The sequence below is a fragment of the Roseibium sp. MB-4 genome (assembly GCF_053005265.1).
Genome location: NZ_JBRKQB010000001.1, coordinates 970,811 through 985,278, shown reverse-complemented (window position 1 = coordinate 985,278; position 14,468 = coordinate 970,811). Strand labels below are relative to the sequence as shown.

Here is a 14,468-nt window from a genome sequence, read left to right as displayed (position 1 = left end):
ATCGTGATGAAATTGATTACTCGCATTGCTGCGTCTGCAGCGATTATGGTTGGTTTGAGCGGCCCGGCGCTTGCCGAGCGTGAAAACCCGGAAGAACTTTACTTCGGCATTCTGTCCACTGAATCCAGCTCTGCGCAGCGTGAAAAGTGGGGCCCGTTCCTGGAAGCCATGGAAGCCTCTCTGGGTATGCCGGTAAAGCCGTTCTTTGCTGCTGACTATGCCGGTGTGATCGAAGGCATGCGCTTCGACAAGGTCGACGTTGTCTGGTACGGCAACAAGTCTGCAATGGTTGCCGTCGACCGCGCTGGTGCCGAAATTTTCGCTCAAACGACCGAAGCGACCGGAGACCGTGGTTATTGGTCGGTGATGGTGACTCACAAGGACTCCGGTCTCACTTATGAAGATGTAATGGCGTGCAACAAGGATCTGAATTTCGGCATCGGCGATCCGAATTCCACGTCCGGTTTTCTTGTCCCGTCCACCTTCGTTTTCGCCAAGGAAGGTGTGAACCCGAAGGACTGCTTCAAGACCCTTCGCAACGCCAACCACGAGACCAACCTGATTTCGGTTGCAACCAAACAGGTTGATGCAGCTGTTGCGTCCTCCACCGGCATGTATTCCCGCCTGAAAAACGCCAAGCCGGAACTCTTTGCCGAACTGAAGGAAATTTGGCGCTCTCCGCTGATCGCGTCTGATCCGATGGCCTGGCGTCCGGAGCTCGATGAAAGCATCAAGTCGAAGATCATGTATTTCTTCATGACCTATGGCCGTCAGGGCACCGACGAGGAAGTGGCCAAGGCGCGTGAGAACCTGGCCATGATCGACATGGGACCGTTCATTCCGTCTTCCAACGCCCAGCTGTGGCCGTTCTACGAAATGGATCAGATCCGTCAGCGCATGTCCATCGAGGGTGACGACACCTATTCCGACGACGAGCGGACCGCGAAAATCTTGGAAATCAACACCAAGATCGAAGAAATCCGCGCAGCAGCTGCTGCCCGCCCGCGCAAGTAATCAGCGCAGCACACAGGCATGAGGGGAGGCATAAGGGCATTCCCTCATGCTCTTGTTTGATCTCCGACAGGACACTTTCCATGACCAGTAATGTAGACGTGCTCAATACGGGCGAGCCCGTTCTTGAAGTCCCGGGTCGAACCACTCAGGAGAAGGTCTTTGACGTTCTGATCTGGGGCGGTTTGATCGTCATGCTGGTCTGGAGTTTCCATCCGGCGGATATGCACCGCATGGGCCAGGTATTCACCGGCGGTGGCAACATGGCCATGCTGCTGGAAGACTTTCTCAAGCCGAACTTCCGGTATTGGCACAGCTATTTCAACTTGATGCTCGAAACCGTCCAAATGGCGGTCTGGGGATCCTTTCTGTCGGTGATCCTTGCGATCCCGTTCGGATTACTGTCCTCGTCCAATATTGCGCCTTACTGGATCGTGTTCCCAGTGCGCAGACTCATGGATGCCTTCCGGGCAATCAATGAGCTGGTATTTGCCCTGATTTTTGTGGCGGCCGTCGGCCTAGGGCCGCTCGCAGGGGTTCTGGCGCTCACGATCCACACGACGGGCACGCTCGCAAAACTCTTTTCAGAGGCCGTGGAAGCGATCGATCCGCGTCCGGTCGAGGGCATCAAGGCGACAGGCGCTCCGGCTATTCAAGAGATCGTCTACGGTGTCGTGCCGCAGGTCCTGCCGCTCTGGATTTCCTATTCCCTTTACCGGTTTGAAGCCAATGTGCGCTCTGCGACCGTGCTCGGCATTGTCGGCGCGGGCGGTATTGGCATGTCGCTCTCAGAAGCCCTGCGCGGCTTTGACTACTCGGCTGGCGCTGCGATCCTATTGATCATCCTCATAACGGTTTCCTTGCTTGATATCTTCGGGTCGCTGTTGCGCAAGGTCGTGATCGATGGCACCGACCACGGCCGGTTTGCTGCCTACTTCCTGTTCTTGACCCTTCTCGTGATTGGCCTGGAGACGTTGCTAGCGCGCTGATAAAGCGCTCCAAGCATAAGCCGTCGTTGCGAATCTGCCGGTCTGGTGCCACTTTCGTGGCCTCAAGTGACAAATATCCGACCAGCGGGTTCTAACAGGCTTCTCCATGACACCCGGACATCTCCATATCCTGTGCGGCAAGATCGCCTCTGGAAAGTCAACGCTTGCCGGAGACCTCTCAAGCCAACCAGCAACCGTTTTGATCAGTGAAGACAGTTGGCTGGCCGAATTGTTTGGACCTGAAATGTCGACTGTCAAAGACTATGTGCGGGTCTCGGCAAGGCTACGAGCCGTCATGGAGCCGCATGTGATTGGGCTTTTGAAAACCGGCGTGTCTGTGGTTCTCGACTTTCCGGCCAACACGCCGGAGACGCGCGTCTGGATGCGGCGTGTTGCTAAAAATAGCGGCTGCGATCATACGCTCCATTACCTCAATGTTTCCAACGAGATCTGCAAGGAGCGTCTGCGGGCGCGCAATGCCAGTGGTAGCCATCCGTTTTCTGTGAGTGATGAGCAATTTGAAGCAGTTACCAAATACTTCGTCCCGCCAACTCCGGATGAAGGCTTTGACGTATTGGAACGCTAAGTCTCCGGATGCTGGCCGACATGTTTTCTACCCGCTGAAGGGAGCAAAGACCTTATGAGGCCGACAAATGCATCGCCAGCACGTGCCCACGGTCTGATCTGCGGGACCATGCAACCCGGGCCCCGAAACCTGATCACGGATATCGCGGGCATCACGGTTGGGCACAAGACTATCATTGATGGGGACCTTCGGACGGGGTTCACGGCCATCGTCCCGCATCCGGGCAATCTGTTTTTGGAAAAGTTGGCCGCATCCTGCGACGTCATAAACGGCTTTGGCAAAAGCGCGGGCCTGATCCAGGTGGAGGAACTCGGAACCCTGGAGACCCCGATCCTGCTCACCAACACTTTCGGGGTGGCAGAAGGCATTCACGCCTTGATCCGGAGGGAGCTGAAACAAAATCCTCAAATTGACCGCGCGAAGGGGACTGTCAATCCGGTCGTGATGGAGTGCAATGACGGTTACTTAAGCGATATCAACGCGATTGCGTTGACCGAAGAGGATGCCAACGCGGCACTTTCGGTTGCGGCTACAGATTTTGAGCAAGGCAGTGTCGGGGCAGGGACCGGTATCAGCTGTTTCGGATTCAAAGGCGGGATTGGGTCGGCATCCCGCCAATTTAAATTGGATGGCAAGACCTTCACACTGGGCGCCTTGGTGCAGGCGAATTTTGGCAGGGCCGGGGATTTGGTCCTTCCGGATGGGCGCAGGCCATCGCCTGAAGGAATGGCAGCACCGGAGGAACGCGGATCTGTCATCGTTGTTCTTGCAACGGATGTGCCACTGGAAAGCCGGCAGCTGAAACGGATTGCACGGCGCGCAGGCGCCGGTCTGGCAAGGCTCGGCTCATTCTATGGCAATGGCAGTGGCGACATCGGTTTTGCGTTCTCAACAGCTCACAAGATACCGCACAATCCAGAAGGCGATCTGATCGCCCGCGATCATATGCATGAGGGTAAGATCGATCTTCTGTTTCAGGCCGCGGCGGAAACCACCCAGGAGGCGGTGCTCAATGCAATGATTGCATCTCCCGCCATGTACGGGAAGGGGACGAGCTTCCGGCCGTCCTTGAAGGACTGGCTGGATCAAAATTGAGATGATTATCCAGATCGTTTGATATCTCACTCAAGCAAATTGTAAGACTTCGCTGGATTAATAGCATCGGAAAGAACAGGACTTGATCATTCTGATGTGGACCAGTGGATTAAAACCCTTGCGGAATGCGATCAGCTCGTTCGGCTTGATCTGCGGTCTTTTAGCCGTGGTAGAGCAGGCGCAAGCGACGGAAATTCATCTTGTGACGGAAAACTATCCGCCCTTCAATTTCATGCGGGACGGAGAGATCGTGGGGCTCGGCGCGGATCAGGTGCGGGAAATCATGATCCGGGAGAACATTGAATTCACAATGGAGATGCTCCCATGGTCCCGGGCCTTTTGGTTGGCTGAAAACAGGAAAAATCATTGTGTCTTCACCACCGCCTATACACCGGCAAGAGCCGAGACCTTTGCCTGGATATCACCGCTCGGTGGCGCTGAACTGTTCCTGATCAAGAAGGCCGGATCGCAGATCCCGTCAGGCTTGGCCGATATTGTTGGCAACTTTTCCGTCGGCACTCAGCGGAGCGACTACGCCGAATATGTCTTGAAGACCCAGGGCTTCGGCTCCATCGACTATTTTGATGATGTTGAAACGGTGATCCGACAGCTTGTTCAAGAGAGGCTGCACCTTGCCGCGATCTCAAGCATGACGTTTCACACGCTTGTGCAGCAAGGTGTTGAGATCGAGCTGGTTCATGGGTTTGGCGACATCATCGGAAATGCGCTCGCGTGTAACCCTGAAACCGATGAAGCATTGCTCCAGCGCATGCAGAACGGCCTGGACAGCATCATCACAGACGGTTTTCAAGCCGACATTTTGAAGAAGTACACCGGAGCTGCTGCGGTTAGCGTGCTTACAGGCGAGAACTGACCCACGGCCAGCGAGGGTTCGGCCCTGCCTCTTTCAAGGTTTCATCGGATCAAAAAGAAAAACCCCGGTCGAGTGACCGGGGCTTTCCGTGTTTGACGCCGAACCTGTCTTAGACAGAGTAGTACAGGTCGAACTCGACCGGATGCGGGGTCATTTCGTAGCGCTCGACTTCTTCCATCTTCAGTTCGATATAAGCGTCGATCTGGTCGTCGTCGAAGACGCCGCCGGCTTTGAGGAACTCACGGTCTGCATCAACGGCTTCCAGAGCTTCACGAAGGGAACCACAAACCGTCGGGATCTCGGCCAGTTCTTCAGCCGGCAGATCGTAGAGGTTTTTGTCCATTGCGTCGCCCGGGTGCAGCTTGTTCTTGATACCGTCAAGGCCAGCCATCAACAGGGCAGAGAAGCAGAGGTACGGGTTTGCAGTCGGATCCGGGAAGCGGACCTCAACGCGTTTCGCCTTTGGAGAAGACGTGAACGGGATGCGGCAAGACGCAGACCGGTTACGCGAAGAGTAGGCGAGAAGAACCGGTGCTTCGTAACCCGGGACCAGACGCTTGTAGGAGTTGGTGGACGGGTTGGTGAAAGCGTTCAGGGCTTTCGCGTGCTTCAGGATACCGCCGATGAAGTACAGGCAGGTCTCGGAGAGATCTGCGTACTGGTTGCCAGCGAAAGTCGGCTCACCGTTGTTCCAGATGGAGAGGTGGCAGTGCATGCCGGTGCCGTTGTCGCCGAAAACCGGCTTCGGCATGAAGGTTGCGGATTTGCCATATGCGTGTGCAACCTGGTGAACAACATACTTGTAGACCTGCATGTTGTCGGCGCAGGAAGTCAGGTTGTCGAACTTCATGCCGAGTTCGTGCTGGGCAGCCGCCACTTCGTGGTGGTGCTTTTCAGTCGGAACGCCCATTTCGCCCATCACGGACAGCATTTCGGAGCGGATGTCCTGTGCACTGTCGACTGGCGGGACCGGGAAGTAACCGCCTTTTGTGCGCGGGCGGTGGCCCATGTTGCCGGTCTCATACTCGGAGCCCATGTTGGACGGCAGTTCGGAGCTGTCCAGGATGAAGCCGGTGTTGTACGGGTCGGCGTTGAAGCGGACGTCGTCGAACATGAAGAATTCGGCTTCCGGGCCAACGTAGATGGTGTCGCCGAAGCCGCCGGACTTGACGTAGGCTTCTGCCTTCTTCGCGGTCATGCGCGGATCACGGTTGTAAGCTTCGCCGGTGATCGGGTCGATGATGTCGCAGAAGATCGCCATGGTGGACTGGGCGAAGAACGGATCGATGTGAGCCGATTCCGGATCCAGGATGAGCATCATGTCGGATTCGTTGATGGCCTTCCAGCCGGCGATGGAAGAGCCGTCAAAGGCGACGCCTTCAGCGAACATGTCTTCATCAACCAGTGCAACGTCCATGGTGACGTGCTGCATCTTGCCGCGCGGGTCAGTGAAGCGCAGATCGACGAACTTGATGTCTTTTTCCTGAATTTGCTTCAGGATATCAGCAGCGGTGGTCATTATGTCCATCCCTTTGATTTTTCGTGTGAACGTTTGGGTTTTGGTCCCGGTCCGGCAGAGTGTTTAAGGTGTTTGTCTCGGCGCGGATAGTCCGGAATTGGGTGTGCGGCGAAATGCCGGAACAGGTGAGGGTTAAATAGCGTCAGTACCGGACTCGCCGGTCCGGATGCGGACTGCCTCTTCGATGTTTGAGACAAAAATCTTGCCATCGCCGATACGACCGGTTTGAGCAGCATTGCGAATCGCCTCGACAGCCTTGTCCACCATGTCCGATCCAAGCACGATTTCGACTTTGACCTTCGGCAGGAAGTCGACAACGTATTCAGCGCCACGGTAAAGTTCGGTGTGACCTTTCTGACGGCCAAATCCCTTGGCCTCGGTCACTGTGATGCCCTGCAGGCCGACTTCTTGAAGAGCTTCTTTGACCTCATCGAGTTTGAAAGGTTTGATGATCGCTTCGATCTTTTTCATCACCGTATGTCTCTCTCCACATGTAATGGCAGGGTCTGCCCGAACGCTCTTCTTTCGGACCGCCGCCAGACTAAAACGCACTGGTTCGGGTCAGCTGAGAGCTGTTGCCAAGCAAAAGCACGAAGCGTGCCAATTGTCGGTCTGTTTGTCAGAATTTCCATCCCGGCAGGATTCCGCCGCTATTTTTAGCACGTTATCGCGAAAGTCGAGGCGTCAGAGTGAGGCCGTCCAACAAATTTGCATAAAAAATAGCCGTTATGATTACAAAGTGTGCAGTTGAGTGGATCCCGATGTCTGGTCTTGCCGGAGGCCGCCTCAATGCCGGGCGTCTCGCCGATCTTGTTGCGGGGTGAATTGCCGTTAGAGATGCGTATGATAACGCCGAACAATTTCCATTTTGTTGGGCATACGAAGGATGGTCATGACGGCAGCGCTACTCACTCCAGACGAAATGGGCCAGGCAGACCGTTTGACGATCGAGGGCGGCCGTCCGGGCTTGGATCTGATGGAGCGCGCCGGATCAGCGGTAGCCGGTATGGCCGCAAACTACGCACCGGCGGGAGGGCGCATTCATATTCTTTGCGGGCCAGGCAACAATGGCGGCGACGGATTTGTTGCCGCACGGCTCTTGGCAGAAAAGGGGTATGATGTCCGGGTCGATCTCCTCAAATCCCCGTCCGGCTTGAAGGGGGACGCTGCTGCAGCCTTTGCGGCTATGACCCTGCCATTTGAGATCCTCACATCCGGAGATCAGTTGATCGGGCATATGGCAGACCGGTTCACTGGGGCCGATGTCATTGTCGATGCCTTATTCGGAGCGGGATTGGATCGTCCGCTGTCCGGTCCAGCGGCCGAGCTGGTTGAAGCTGTAAATGGATCAAGCGCTGCAATCATAGCGGTGGACCTGCCATCCGGCATCAACGGTGCGACCGGAAAGATCATGGGGAATGCGATCAAGGCGTATGCGACCGTTACATTCTTTCTGAAAAAGCCCGGGCATCTGCTGTTCCCCGGCCGCGGATTATGCGGTTCGGTCACCGTCGCTCAGATTGGAATTGAAACTGGCGTGCTCGACACAATCGGGCCAGCGACATTTGAAAATATACCGGACCTCTGGCTTGCGAGTTGGCCGCACCCGGCAGTGGATGGTCACAAATACTCAAAAGGCCACGCCGTCGTTTTCAGTGGACCCATGGCTAGTACCGGTGCAGCGCGGCTTTCAGCCATGGCTGCGCTTCGGGCCGGGGCGGGGCTCGTCACTCTGGCATCGCCGCCGGACGCCTTGATGGTCAACGCATCGCACTTAACGGCAGTCATGCTGAAAAAGGTCTCCGGTCCTGAAGCGATCCCGGAATTTCTGTCCGACCCACGTTTGAACACCGTTTTGATCGGACCAGGATACGGGATCGGAGAGGACACACAAGCAGCTGTCGAGGCCATTATCGCGACAGGGCGGTCCTTGGTGCTGGACGCCGATGCCTTGACCAATTTCTCAGAAAACCCGCAGAAGCTGTTTGATTTGATCAAAGAAAACGCATCGTCAGCTATCCTGACGCCGCATGACGGCGAGTTTCAGCGTCTTTTTCCGGATCTGACCGGCCTCGACAAGCTTGCACGGGCGCGGGAGGCCGCACGCCGTTCCGGTGCAATACTCATTTTAAAAGGCCCCGACACAGTCATTGCAGCACCGGACGGCCGGGCCGCGATCAACTGCAATGCGCCGCCGTTTCTGGCAACCGCCGGGTCCGGTGATGTGCTGGCAGGGATCGCGGCCGGCCTACTGGCGCAAGGTGTTCCGGCATTTGAGGCTGCCTGCCAGGCGGTCTGGTTGCATGGAGAGGCTGGCCGGACCGTTGGCCCCGGCCTTATTGCTGAAGATTTGGCGGCGGCGTTGAGGGAGCCGATCCGGCACTTGTGGACAAGTCTTGCGTGATAATTGGCAGACGCGTTATTTTTCCTTTGACGGAAAAAGTCGGGGTGTTATAGAGGCCCCGCTTCAAACGCGGAGTGTCCAAGCTCCTGCGACGCGGATGTGGTGAAATTGGCAGACACGCCAGATTTAGGTTCTGGTGCCGCAAGGCGTGGGGGTTCAAGTCCCTCCATCCGCACCAATACTCAAACAGCAAGTAATTGAGTTATTTACGATGCTGGCCTCTGGCCGACTGTTTTATTTGTGAAGTCGCGGATTTTACCCCGCAATTTGCCCCAGTGTTACCCCTGATGCGTGTGAGGCGAATACGTGTGGTAGCAACTACCTGATCATAAAACACCTCCAAGCGGTGGAACTGGTTGTTGCCAGGTCTCAAGATGGCTGCAGTTATTCGGTCCAGGAGGATCTACCATCCTGGCATTTGCCTCTTAGTGCCGAGTTTGACCGTTTGACATGGCTCCTGTTTGCTTGAACAGATCTAGCTTGTCAGCATCCTCGGCCGATGAAAGCCCGCAATAGTCTGCGATGGCCTCCAGGACTTCCGTGCAGACAGTTCGCAGCTCTTCCATGACTTCAAGCCCGGCAGTTGATTGTGCTGCGAGCCGCGGCTGGGCCGATCGAGTCCGAAAGTCAAACACTTCAAGTGTTCCACGAGTCGCGTGCGCGTGGGAGTAGGCCGCATCGAAATCAAAGAAATGTGCCGCTGGGTCTGCAGATCGTTGCGGGACCACTCTCAAATGGCCGAACAGCCGACCCGGGCCGAGTGTCTCGGCGATGTCCCTCGCGCTCGAGCACTCATACCGGAAACTCAAGGGAAATGCCGTTGAGATCAGGGCATTTTCAACATCTGCCTTGAAAAGCCGTTCACAGTCTTCCGGAGAGAGACCGAGATGGTGGAGGGTGACGGATGCCGCCATTTCGGCACCATCAATGAGCGCGCGGTGGTCCTTGTCCGACGCCGGTTCGATTCGGCGCCCCAGTCGCGGCACAAAAGCGACCTTTAGCGCGTCGAGATCCGGATCGATGACATAAGTGCCGCCGGCGAAATTTTGGTCGACATGGATCTCGCCAATCCCGTCAAAGACTTTGAGTGCTTCCGCTGCAGCCTCAACATTCAGACACCGGCAGATGACGCCGCGAGACGGCTCAAAGGCGATAAACGGACCGCGGTCGAAAAGGCTCAACATATGTGCCTGGCTCCTTTCAAGGGCGGCCGATGAAGCGTATGCGGCTCGCTAACGGCAAGCTGGGGAAATCTCCTTGTATTTATCGTGTCGAGTACCGCATTTGGGTGCAGGTGAACCCGACCTGACACTGAGGATTATCTTTGGTCGGAGCAACAACAGGTGTCAGGGAAACCGCTCTGTCGGCGCAGTAATTGACCCCGGCTTTGACCTGGGTCCAGCTGTTCGGCCCTGTAGCAAAATTTACGGTACCTTGTTTCTGCACAAGGGCTTTTGCTTGGCTGCAGGTCATCGACCGGACATCAGGCCGTTGTGTTTGCGCGTCGGCGCGTGGGCCTTCCAAGATGATAAAACCCGCCGCCATAAACCCCAAGGCGATGATCCACGGTCCTGTCTCCAAGATTTGTATCCTTTTTTGTTTGGCTCAGTGCTGTTTTTATTCTGACGCAGGTCTCACAGAAGCCTGACACTGCCAGAACGTTTCCAACCACGAATGTAGCTAGGGCGCTCTGTTTAAAGGATCCAGCCATCTGCCATATCCCGTCGTGACGGCCGGATACGTTAGCCTGACATAGCTCTACAGGTATCGAAGAAAACATCATTCAATGACCGGCCTGAGACGTTGTTGTGGCGCTTGATGGAGGTTTACACCGCGCCCCTGTCGTCAGATGGGCCGTGCCATATATCCGCGAGCCGACACAGTTCCCGACATCGAATAGGAGCTCCCATCCCGCTTCTCGTCAACGGGACCGCCGTTTGCAAACCTGTAGGTCTTCCTCGATGTGTCTGCGGTAATGGTTGCTCCGACCTCCAGGTTGGTATGATGCTCACCGAGGTCTTGTCCCATCAACCCGTGTTGGTATCGATCGGCAAGCGTTTCGGGCAGGTCAACCAGCCAGAAATTTGTATCCGATTGGAACGACAGCAGGATTGTGTAGGGATCAATCCCGTGCTCCTTGATCATGACTTCAAGCAAAATGGTGGGGTCGGCACTAGAAAGACCCAAGGCCGCGCGAACATGGGCTGGTGCTAGTGTGTATCGGTAGGCGGGCGGCGCCCGTCGCGGTAGGCGGAAAAACAGCGGTGGTTTTTCAAGCAAGCTCGGACACAATGCGCCAACCCTTTCAACGAAGAGTTGACCAATACCGAATTCATCGCCGTGAAAGGCCATCATTTGCTCGGCGGTTTTGTAGGTAACGTGCTCATGCCCCGCAAAATCGGCTGATGTTTCATCTCCGATCCAGACGTCGTTCTGGTAATCGACATCCAGAAGCGCAAACACGCATCCCGTAATCCCGATGCTGAAATTCCAGGCATGCTCGATGTACCGGCCAGCATCACCGGGGTCAGACACCAGTATCTTCAGACCGATGACACCAAATGGAGCCTGGCGCGAGATCATTTTCTCAACCGCGCCATCCTTGATTTCAAGGGATGTAGACGTGTTTCGAAGGTCGATCAGATGGGACTGGAACTCCGTCGCAATTGCATCAATCAGGCGCTCAATCCGGCCCTTGCTTGGTGACACGTTCTTCTCCAGTCCTTGTTGCCGACCTTTGCTCCGTGTTGCCAATATAGGTCATGCCGGTCCGGCTCGGAACTCCCCTACAGCTTAAGAATGGCGGTATTGAAAAAGAGGCCCATAAATCACGGTGTTGTTGGAGACACTTGTTGAGCGCGCGCTCCACGGCTTTACGCACATGTTTTCGGTTATTGCTGTGAAACGTCCACGTCAATTGGGGCTGTCGAGTATGGCAAAGAGACGGATTTTACTCTCGAGAAAGGTCCAGCCAGTAGTCTTGGAAAAACCCGCCGATCGACGAGAGACAAATGTCGTTTACCAGTGCTGCCGCCCTCGAGATTCTCAGTCTCCACAAGTGCTTCAACGAACCTGCCGTTGATGATCTCTCGCTAACGGTGCGGCGTGGTGAATTCTATGCCCTGCTGGGCCCGAATGGCGCTGGCAAGACAACAACGCTGCGGATGGTTGCGGGGTTGCTCCAGGCTGATGCCGGTGCGGTCAAGATCTGCGGGATCGACGCATTTGCGGATCCGATTGCCGCCAAAAAAGTGCTGGCCTGGGTTCCAGACGATCCGATGGTTTATGACAAGCTGACACCGCTTGAATACCTGGAGTTTGTTGCAGGACTCTGGAACATGCCGCCGGATTTTGCGCGGTTCAAGGCGGACAACCTGCTCGACTCTTTTGGGCTCGGGGCCCATGCAAATGAACGCTGTGGCGGGTTCTCCAAAGGAATGCGTCAAAAGGTGGCGCTTGCCGGAGCTTTGATCCATGAGCCGCGTTTGATCATCCTTGATGAACCTCTCACGGGACTGGATGCAGGTTCTGCACGGCAAGTCAAAAGGGTGCTGTCCGGACTTGTTGCGCAAGGTGTGTCGATTGTCATGACGACACACATTTTAGAAGTCGCGGAACGCATGGCGGACCGGATCGGAATAATCGCACGCGGTCGTCTCGTTGCCGAAGGAACGCTGGAAGAGTTGCGGGAACGGGCGAGTGCTGATGGCAACAATCTGGAGGACATTTTCCTCGAAATTGTTGGTAGTGAAGCCGGCAGCGAACCACCTGCGCAGGAGGCAACAGGCTTCCACGAGAAGGTTGCATGAGACAATTCATGGCAAATTCCGAATTGATGCGATTTTCGCATCATGAATTAAGGTTGGCCTGGCGTGACTGGGCATGGATGTTTTCTGGCAGGCACAGCAAAAGCTTGTGGCGCGCCCTTATCGGCGTCAGCAACTTTTACGCGGTTATGCATCTGATCGCGTATGCTGTTCTGGGCGCCCATTTGACCGCTGCATCTGTGCTCGATCAAACCACGCTTGCGGTGCTTTCAGTGACGGTCTTGCTAAGCTTCACCATGATGCTGTCCCAGGCGATGGAGTCGGTGACACGAGCATTCTATGCCCGTGACGATCTCGATTTGATCTTGTCTTCACCCGCGCCCTCCCATGATTTGTTTCTTGTGCGTATCACGATCATGGCTCTGACAAGCTGGGCGATGTCGGCGCTGGTCGTTTCGCCATTTATCAACGTTGCAATGGCGCTCGATGGGATTCGCTGGCTTTCAGGATATGTGGTTCTTCTAGCGGTATCTCTGACGGCAACCGGAGGCGGGATCCTCATCACGCTTGCACTCTTCCGCATGGTTGGGCCGCAGCGGACGCGGCTCTATGCTCAAATTCTTGCGGCGATCGTGGGAGCTGCCTTCTTAATCGGAATGCAGGTGGTTGCGATCCTCTCCTTCGGGTCAATGTCCCGGTTCGCCCTATTTGATCCAGTCTTTCTCGCAAACCATGCGCCAGTCGCGGGGTCCATGTTGTGGTTTCCTGCTCATGCTGTGGCCGGGCAAACCAATGCTGTGGTGTTTCTCCTCGTTGCCTCAGTTGTGTTCTTTTCGGCGGCGGCTTTATTTGGTGCCAGGCAGTTCCGCCGCATTGTCGTGTTGGCACTTGGTGTCACAGAAAAGACGGCGCGTGGAGGCACATCAAAGCGGGCATTTCGGGGCCATTCTCCCCTCGGGGCACTCATTCAAAAAGAACTAAGGCTCATTGTCCGCGATCCCTGGCTTATTTCCCAGACGTTGATGCAGGTTCTCTATCTCATTCCGCCTGCCGTGATGCTCTGGGTCAGCTTTGGCCAAGCGGCCGAGGCGTCCGTCATCATCGCTCCTGTTGTCGTCATGGCCGTGGGCCAGCTTGCCGGTGGTCTTGCTTGGCTGACGATCTCCGGTGAGGATGCCCCCGAACTGATTGCAACGGCACCCATTTCGGCATTTATGCGGCTTTGGGCGAAAGTTGCGTCAGTCCTCATACTTGTCACGGCAATTATCCTGCCGGTCAGCTTGGCCGTGGCGTTCATGTCGCTCTGGGGGGCAGCCGTTACCGCTGCTGGAGCATCTATTGCAGCAGCCAGCGCAATCCTGGTTCAACTTTGGTTTCGCGCTCAAGCCAAACGCACGACCTTCCGGCGCCGGCAGGTTGCCTCAAAAGCTTCCACTTTCGCGGAGGCTGGAGCGTCTATTTCCTGCGCAGCCGGCACAGCCCTCATCGCGGCAGGGAGCCCGCTGGCCCTTCTCCCGATTATTCTACTCGCTAGCGTACTCGGGATCTCCTGGAGTATCCGTCCAAAACAGATCGCAGAGGTTTAGTATCCGTGACGCGCGGCCAGGCCAAAAGACAACGATGTATACTGAGGAGCTGTCGCCGCTTTTGAATACGCGAGTATACCGTGACCTACTTCAAAGCGGCTGTCAGACGCCCAGGCCCGATGCGCAGGCGCGAAACTCACGGACTTCGGGGGCTGCGCCATCTAGCGGTATCTGAACGGCCTGATCGCCCAGCAATGCCGTGGCGGTGAAGTTGAATTCCAATCCATCCAACACATTGCCAAAGCCCCGATCGGTGACGGTCAGCGTTCCTCCACCGGGCGTGATGACGTGCCGGTCTGTGGCGATGGTGTTTGAAAGTGGTCCATCAAAGCGCATGGAAAAAACCGGGCCGGGCATCCAGGGGCGGTTCGGTGTGATTGCGATGAAGTACTCCGGGATAGCTGGGTCGAAGACAACCCGGACGGACGCGGTCTCATCCTTGTGAAGCAATTCGCAAACACGGCTAGCGCGGAACTCCCAAGCTAATGCCGTGGAGGTGAACAGCACGAGAAGTAAGACAGACAGAGCCCGCAACATGCATTTCCCCTTGATGTTTTAAACAGCTCTGGCTGTCGAAGATCTGAAGGACATCTTGCTATGGAGACTGCTGGGACCGCAAATGCTTTCCTGTCGCACG

At 55.9% G+C, this 14,468-nt stretch carries 13 protein-coding genes and 1 tRNA gene; 9 read left to right on the top strand and 5 right to left on the bottom strand.

All coding sequences use genetic code 11. The features are described 5' to 3' along the window. The first annotated feature begins 6 nt into the window (after positions 1–6). From phnD to ACVDG4_RS04675, 5 genes are all read left to right on the top strand, one after another. Entirely contained in the window at positions 7–1,014 is a 1,008-nt protein-coding gene (gene phnD, locus ACVDG4_RS04695) for a phosphonate ABC transporter substrate-binding protein (RefSeq protein ID WP_133950143.1), read from the top strand. Between the two features lie 80 nt (positions 1,015–1,094). Next, complete coding sequence (gene phnE / locus ACVDG4_RS04690) at positions 1,095–2,000, top strand: phosphonate ABC transporter, permease protein PhnE (RefSeq protein WP_447234181.1); 906 nt, start codon at positions 1,095–1,097, stop codon at positions 1,998–2,000. 106 nt (positions 2,001–2,106) lie between these two features. Beyond that, entirely contained in the window at positions 2,107–2,586 is a 480-nt protein-coding gene (locus ACVDG4_RS04685; RefSeq protein ID WP_447234180.1) for a P-loop nucleotide/nucleoside kinase family protein, read from the top strand. A 54-nt stretch (positions 2,587–2,640) separates the two neighbouring features. Beyond that, positions 2,641–3,681 (top strand): DmpA family aminopeptidase, encoded by a 1,041-nt coding sequence (locus ACVDG4_RS04680; protein WP_447234179.1) that lies wholly within the window; start codon positions 2,641–2,643, stop codon positions 3,679–3,681. Between the two features lie 82 nt (positions 3,682–3,763). Then, positions 3,764–4,555, top strand: coding sequence for a substrate-binding periplasmic protein (locus ACVDG4_RS04675; protein WP_447234178.1), 792 nt, complete (start codon positions 3,764–3,766; stop codon positions 4,553–4,555). Between the two features lie 109 nt (positions 4,556–4,664). Here ACVDG4_RS04675 and glnA read toward each other — a convergent pair whose 3' ends face one another. Together glnA and ACVDG4_RS04665 are read right to left on the bottom strand one after the other, a co-directional pair. Further along, the gene (gene glnA / locus ACVDG4_RS04670; RefSeq protein WP_133950135.1) at positions 4,665–6,074 is read right to left on the bottom strand and encodes a type I glutamate--ammonia ligase; all 1,410 of its coding nucleotides are present in this window, start codon (positions 6,072–6,074) and stop codon (positions 4,665–4,667) included. Between the two features lie 132 nt (positions 6,075–6,206). Beyond that, positions 6,207–6,545 carry a P-II family nitrogen regulator gene (locus tag ACVDG4_RS04665; protein ID WP_008195509.1) on the bottom strand — a complete coding sequence of 113 codons (339 nt, stop codon included), beginning with the start codon at positions 6,543–6,545 and terminating at the stop codon, positions 6,207–6,209. 421 nt (positions 6,546–6,966) lie between these two features. Here ACVDG4_RS04665 and ACVDG4_RS04660 point away from each other — a divergent pair, with 421 nt between their 5' ends. Continuing rightward, positions 6,967–8,478 (top strand): NAD(P)H-hydrate dehydratase, encoded by a 1,512-nt coding sequence (locus ACVDG4_RS04660; protein ID WP_447234177.1) that lies wholly within the window; start codon positions 6,967–6,969, stop codon positions 8,476–8,478. A 93-nt stretch (positions 8,479–8,571) separates the two neighbouring features. Further along, positions 8,572–8,656, top strand: a tRNA-Leu gene (locus ACVDG4_RS04655). Between the two features lie 247 nt (positions 8,657–8,903). On the opposite strand, the gene ACVDG4_RS04650 is transcribed toward ACVDG4_RS04655, so the two are convergent. Then, entirely contained in the window at positions 8,904–9,662 is a 759-nt protein-coding gene (locus ACVDG4_RS04650; RefSeq protein WP_447234176.1) for a hypothetical protein, read from the bottom strand. A gap of 661 nt (positions 9,663–10,323) precedes the next feature. Then, positions 10,324–11,187 carry a hypothetical protein gene (locus tag ACVDG4_RS04645; RefSeq protein ID WP_447234175.1) on the bottom strand — a complete coding sequence of 288 codons (864 nt, stop codon included), beginning with the start codon at positions 11,185–11,187 and terminating at the stop codon, positions 10,324–10,326. A gap of 302 nt (positions 11,188–11,489) precedes the next feature. Between ACVDG4_RS04645 and ACVDG4_RS04640 the strand changes: the two genes are divergently transcribed. Next, complete coding sequence (locus ACVDG4_RS04640) at positions 11,490–12,287, top strand: ABC transporter ATP-binding protein (protein ID WP_306146988.1); 798 nt, start codon at positions 11,490–11,492, stop codon at positions 12,285–12,287. Positions 12,288–12,295: 8 nt separating this feature from the next. Beyond that, complete coding sequence (locus tag ACVDG4_RS04635; protein WP_447234174.1) at positions 12,296–13,831, top strand: permease; 1,536 nt, start codon at positions 12,296–12,298, stop codon at positions 13,829–13,831. Positions 13,832–13,933: 102 nt separating this feature from the next. Here the strand turns inward: ACVDG4_RS04635 and ACVDG4_RS04630 are convergent, their stop codons facing one another. After that, a complete protein-coding gene (locus ACVDG4_RS04630) occupies positions 13,934–14,368 on the bottom strand; it encodes a hypothetical protein (protein ID WP_409691667.1) in 435 nt (144 codons plus the stop codon). Positions 14,369–14,468: the final 100 nt, after the last annotated feature.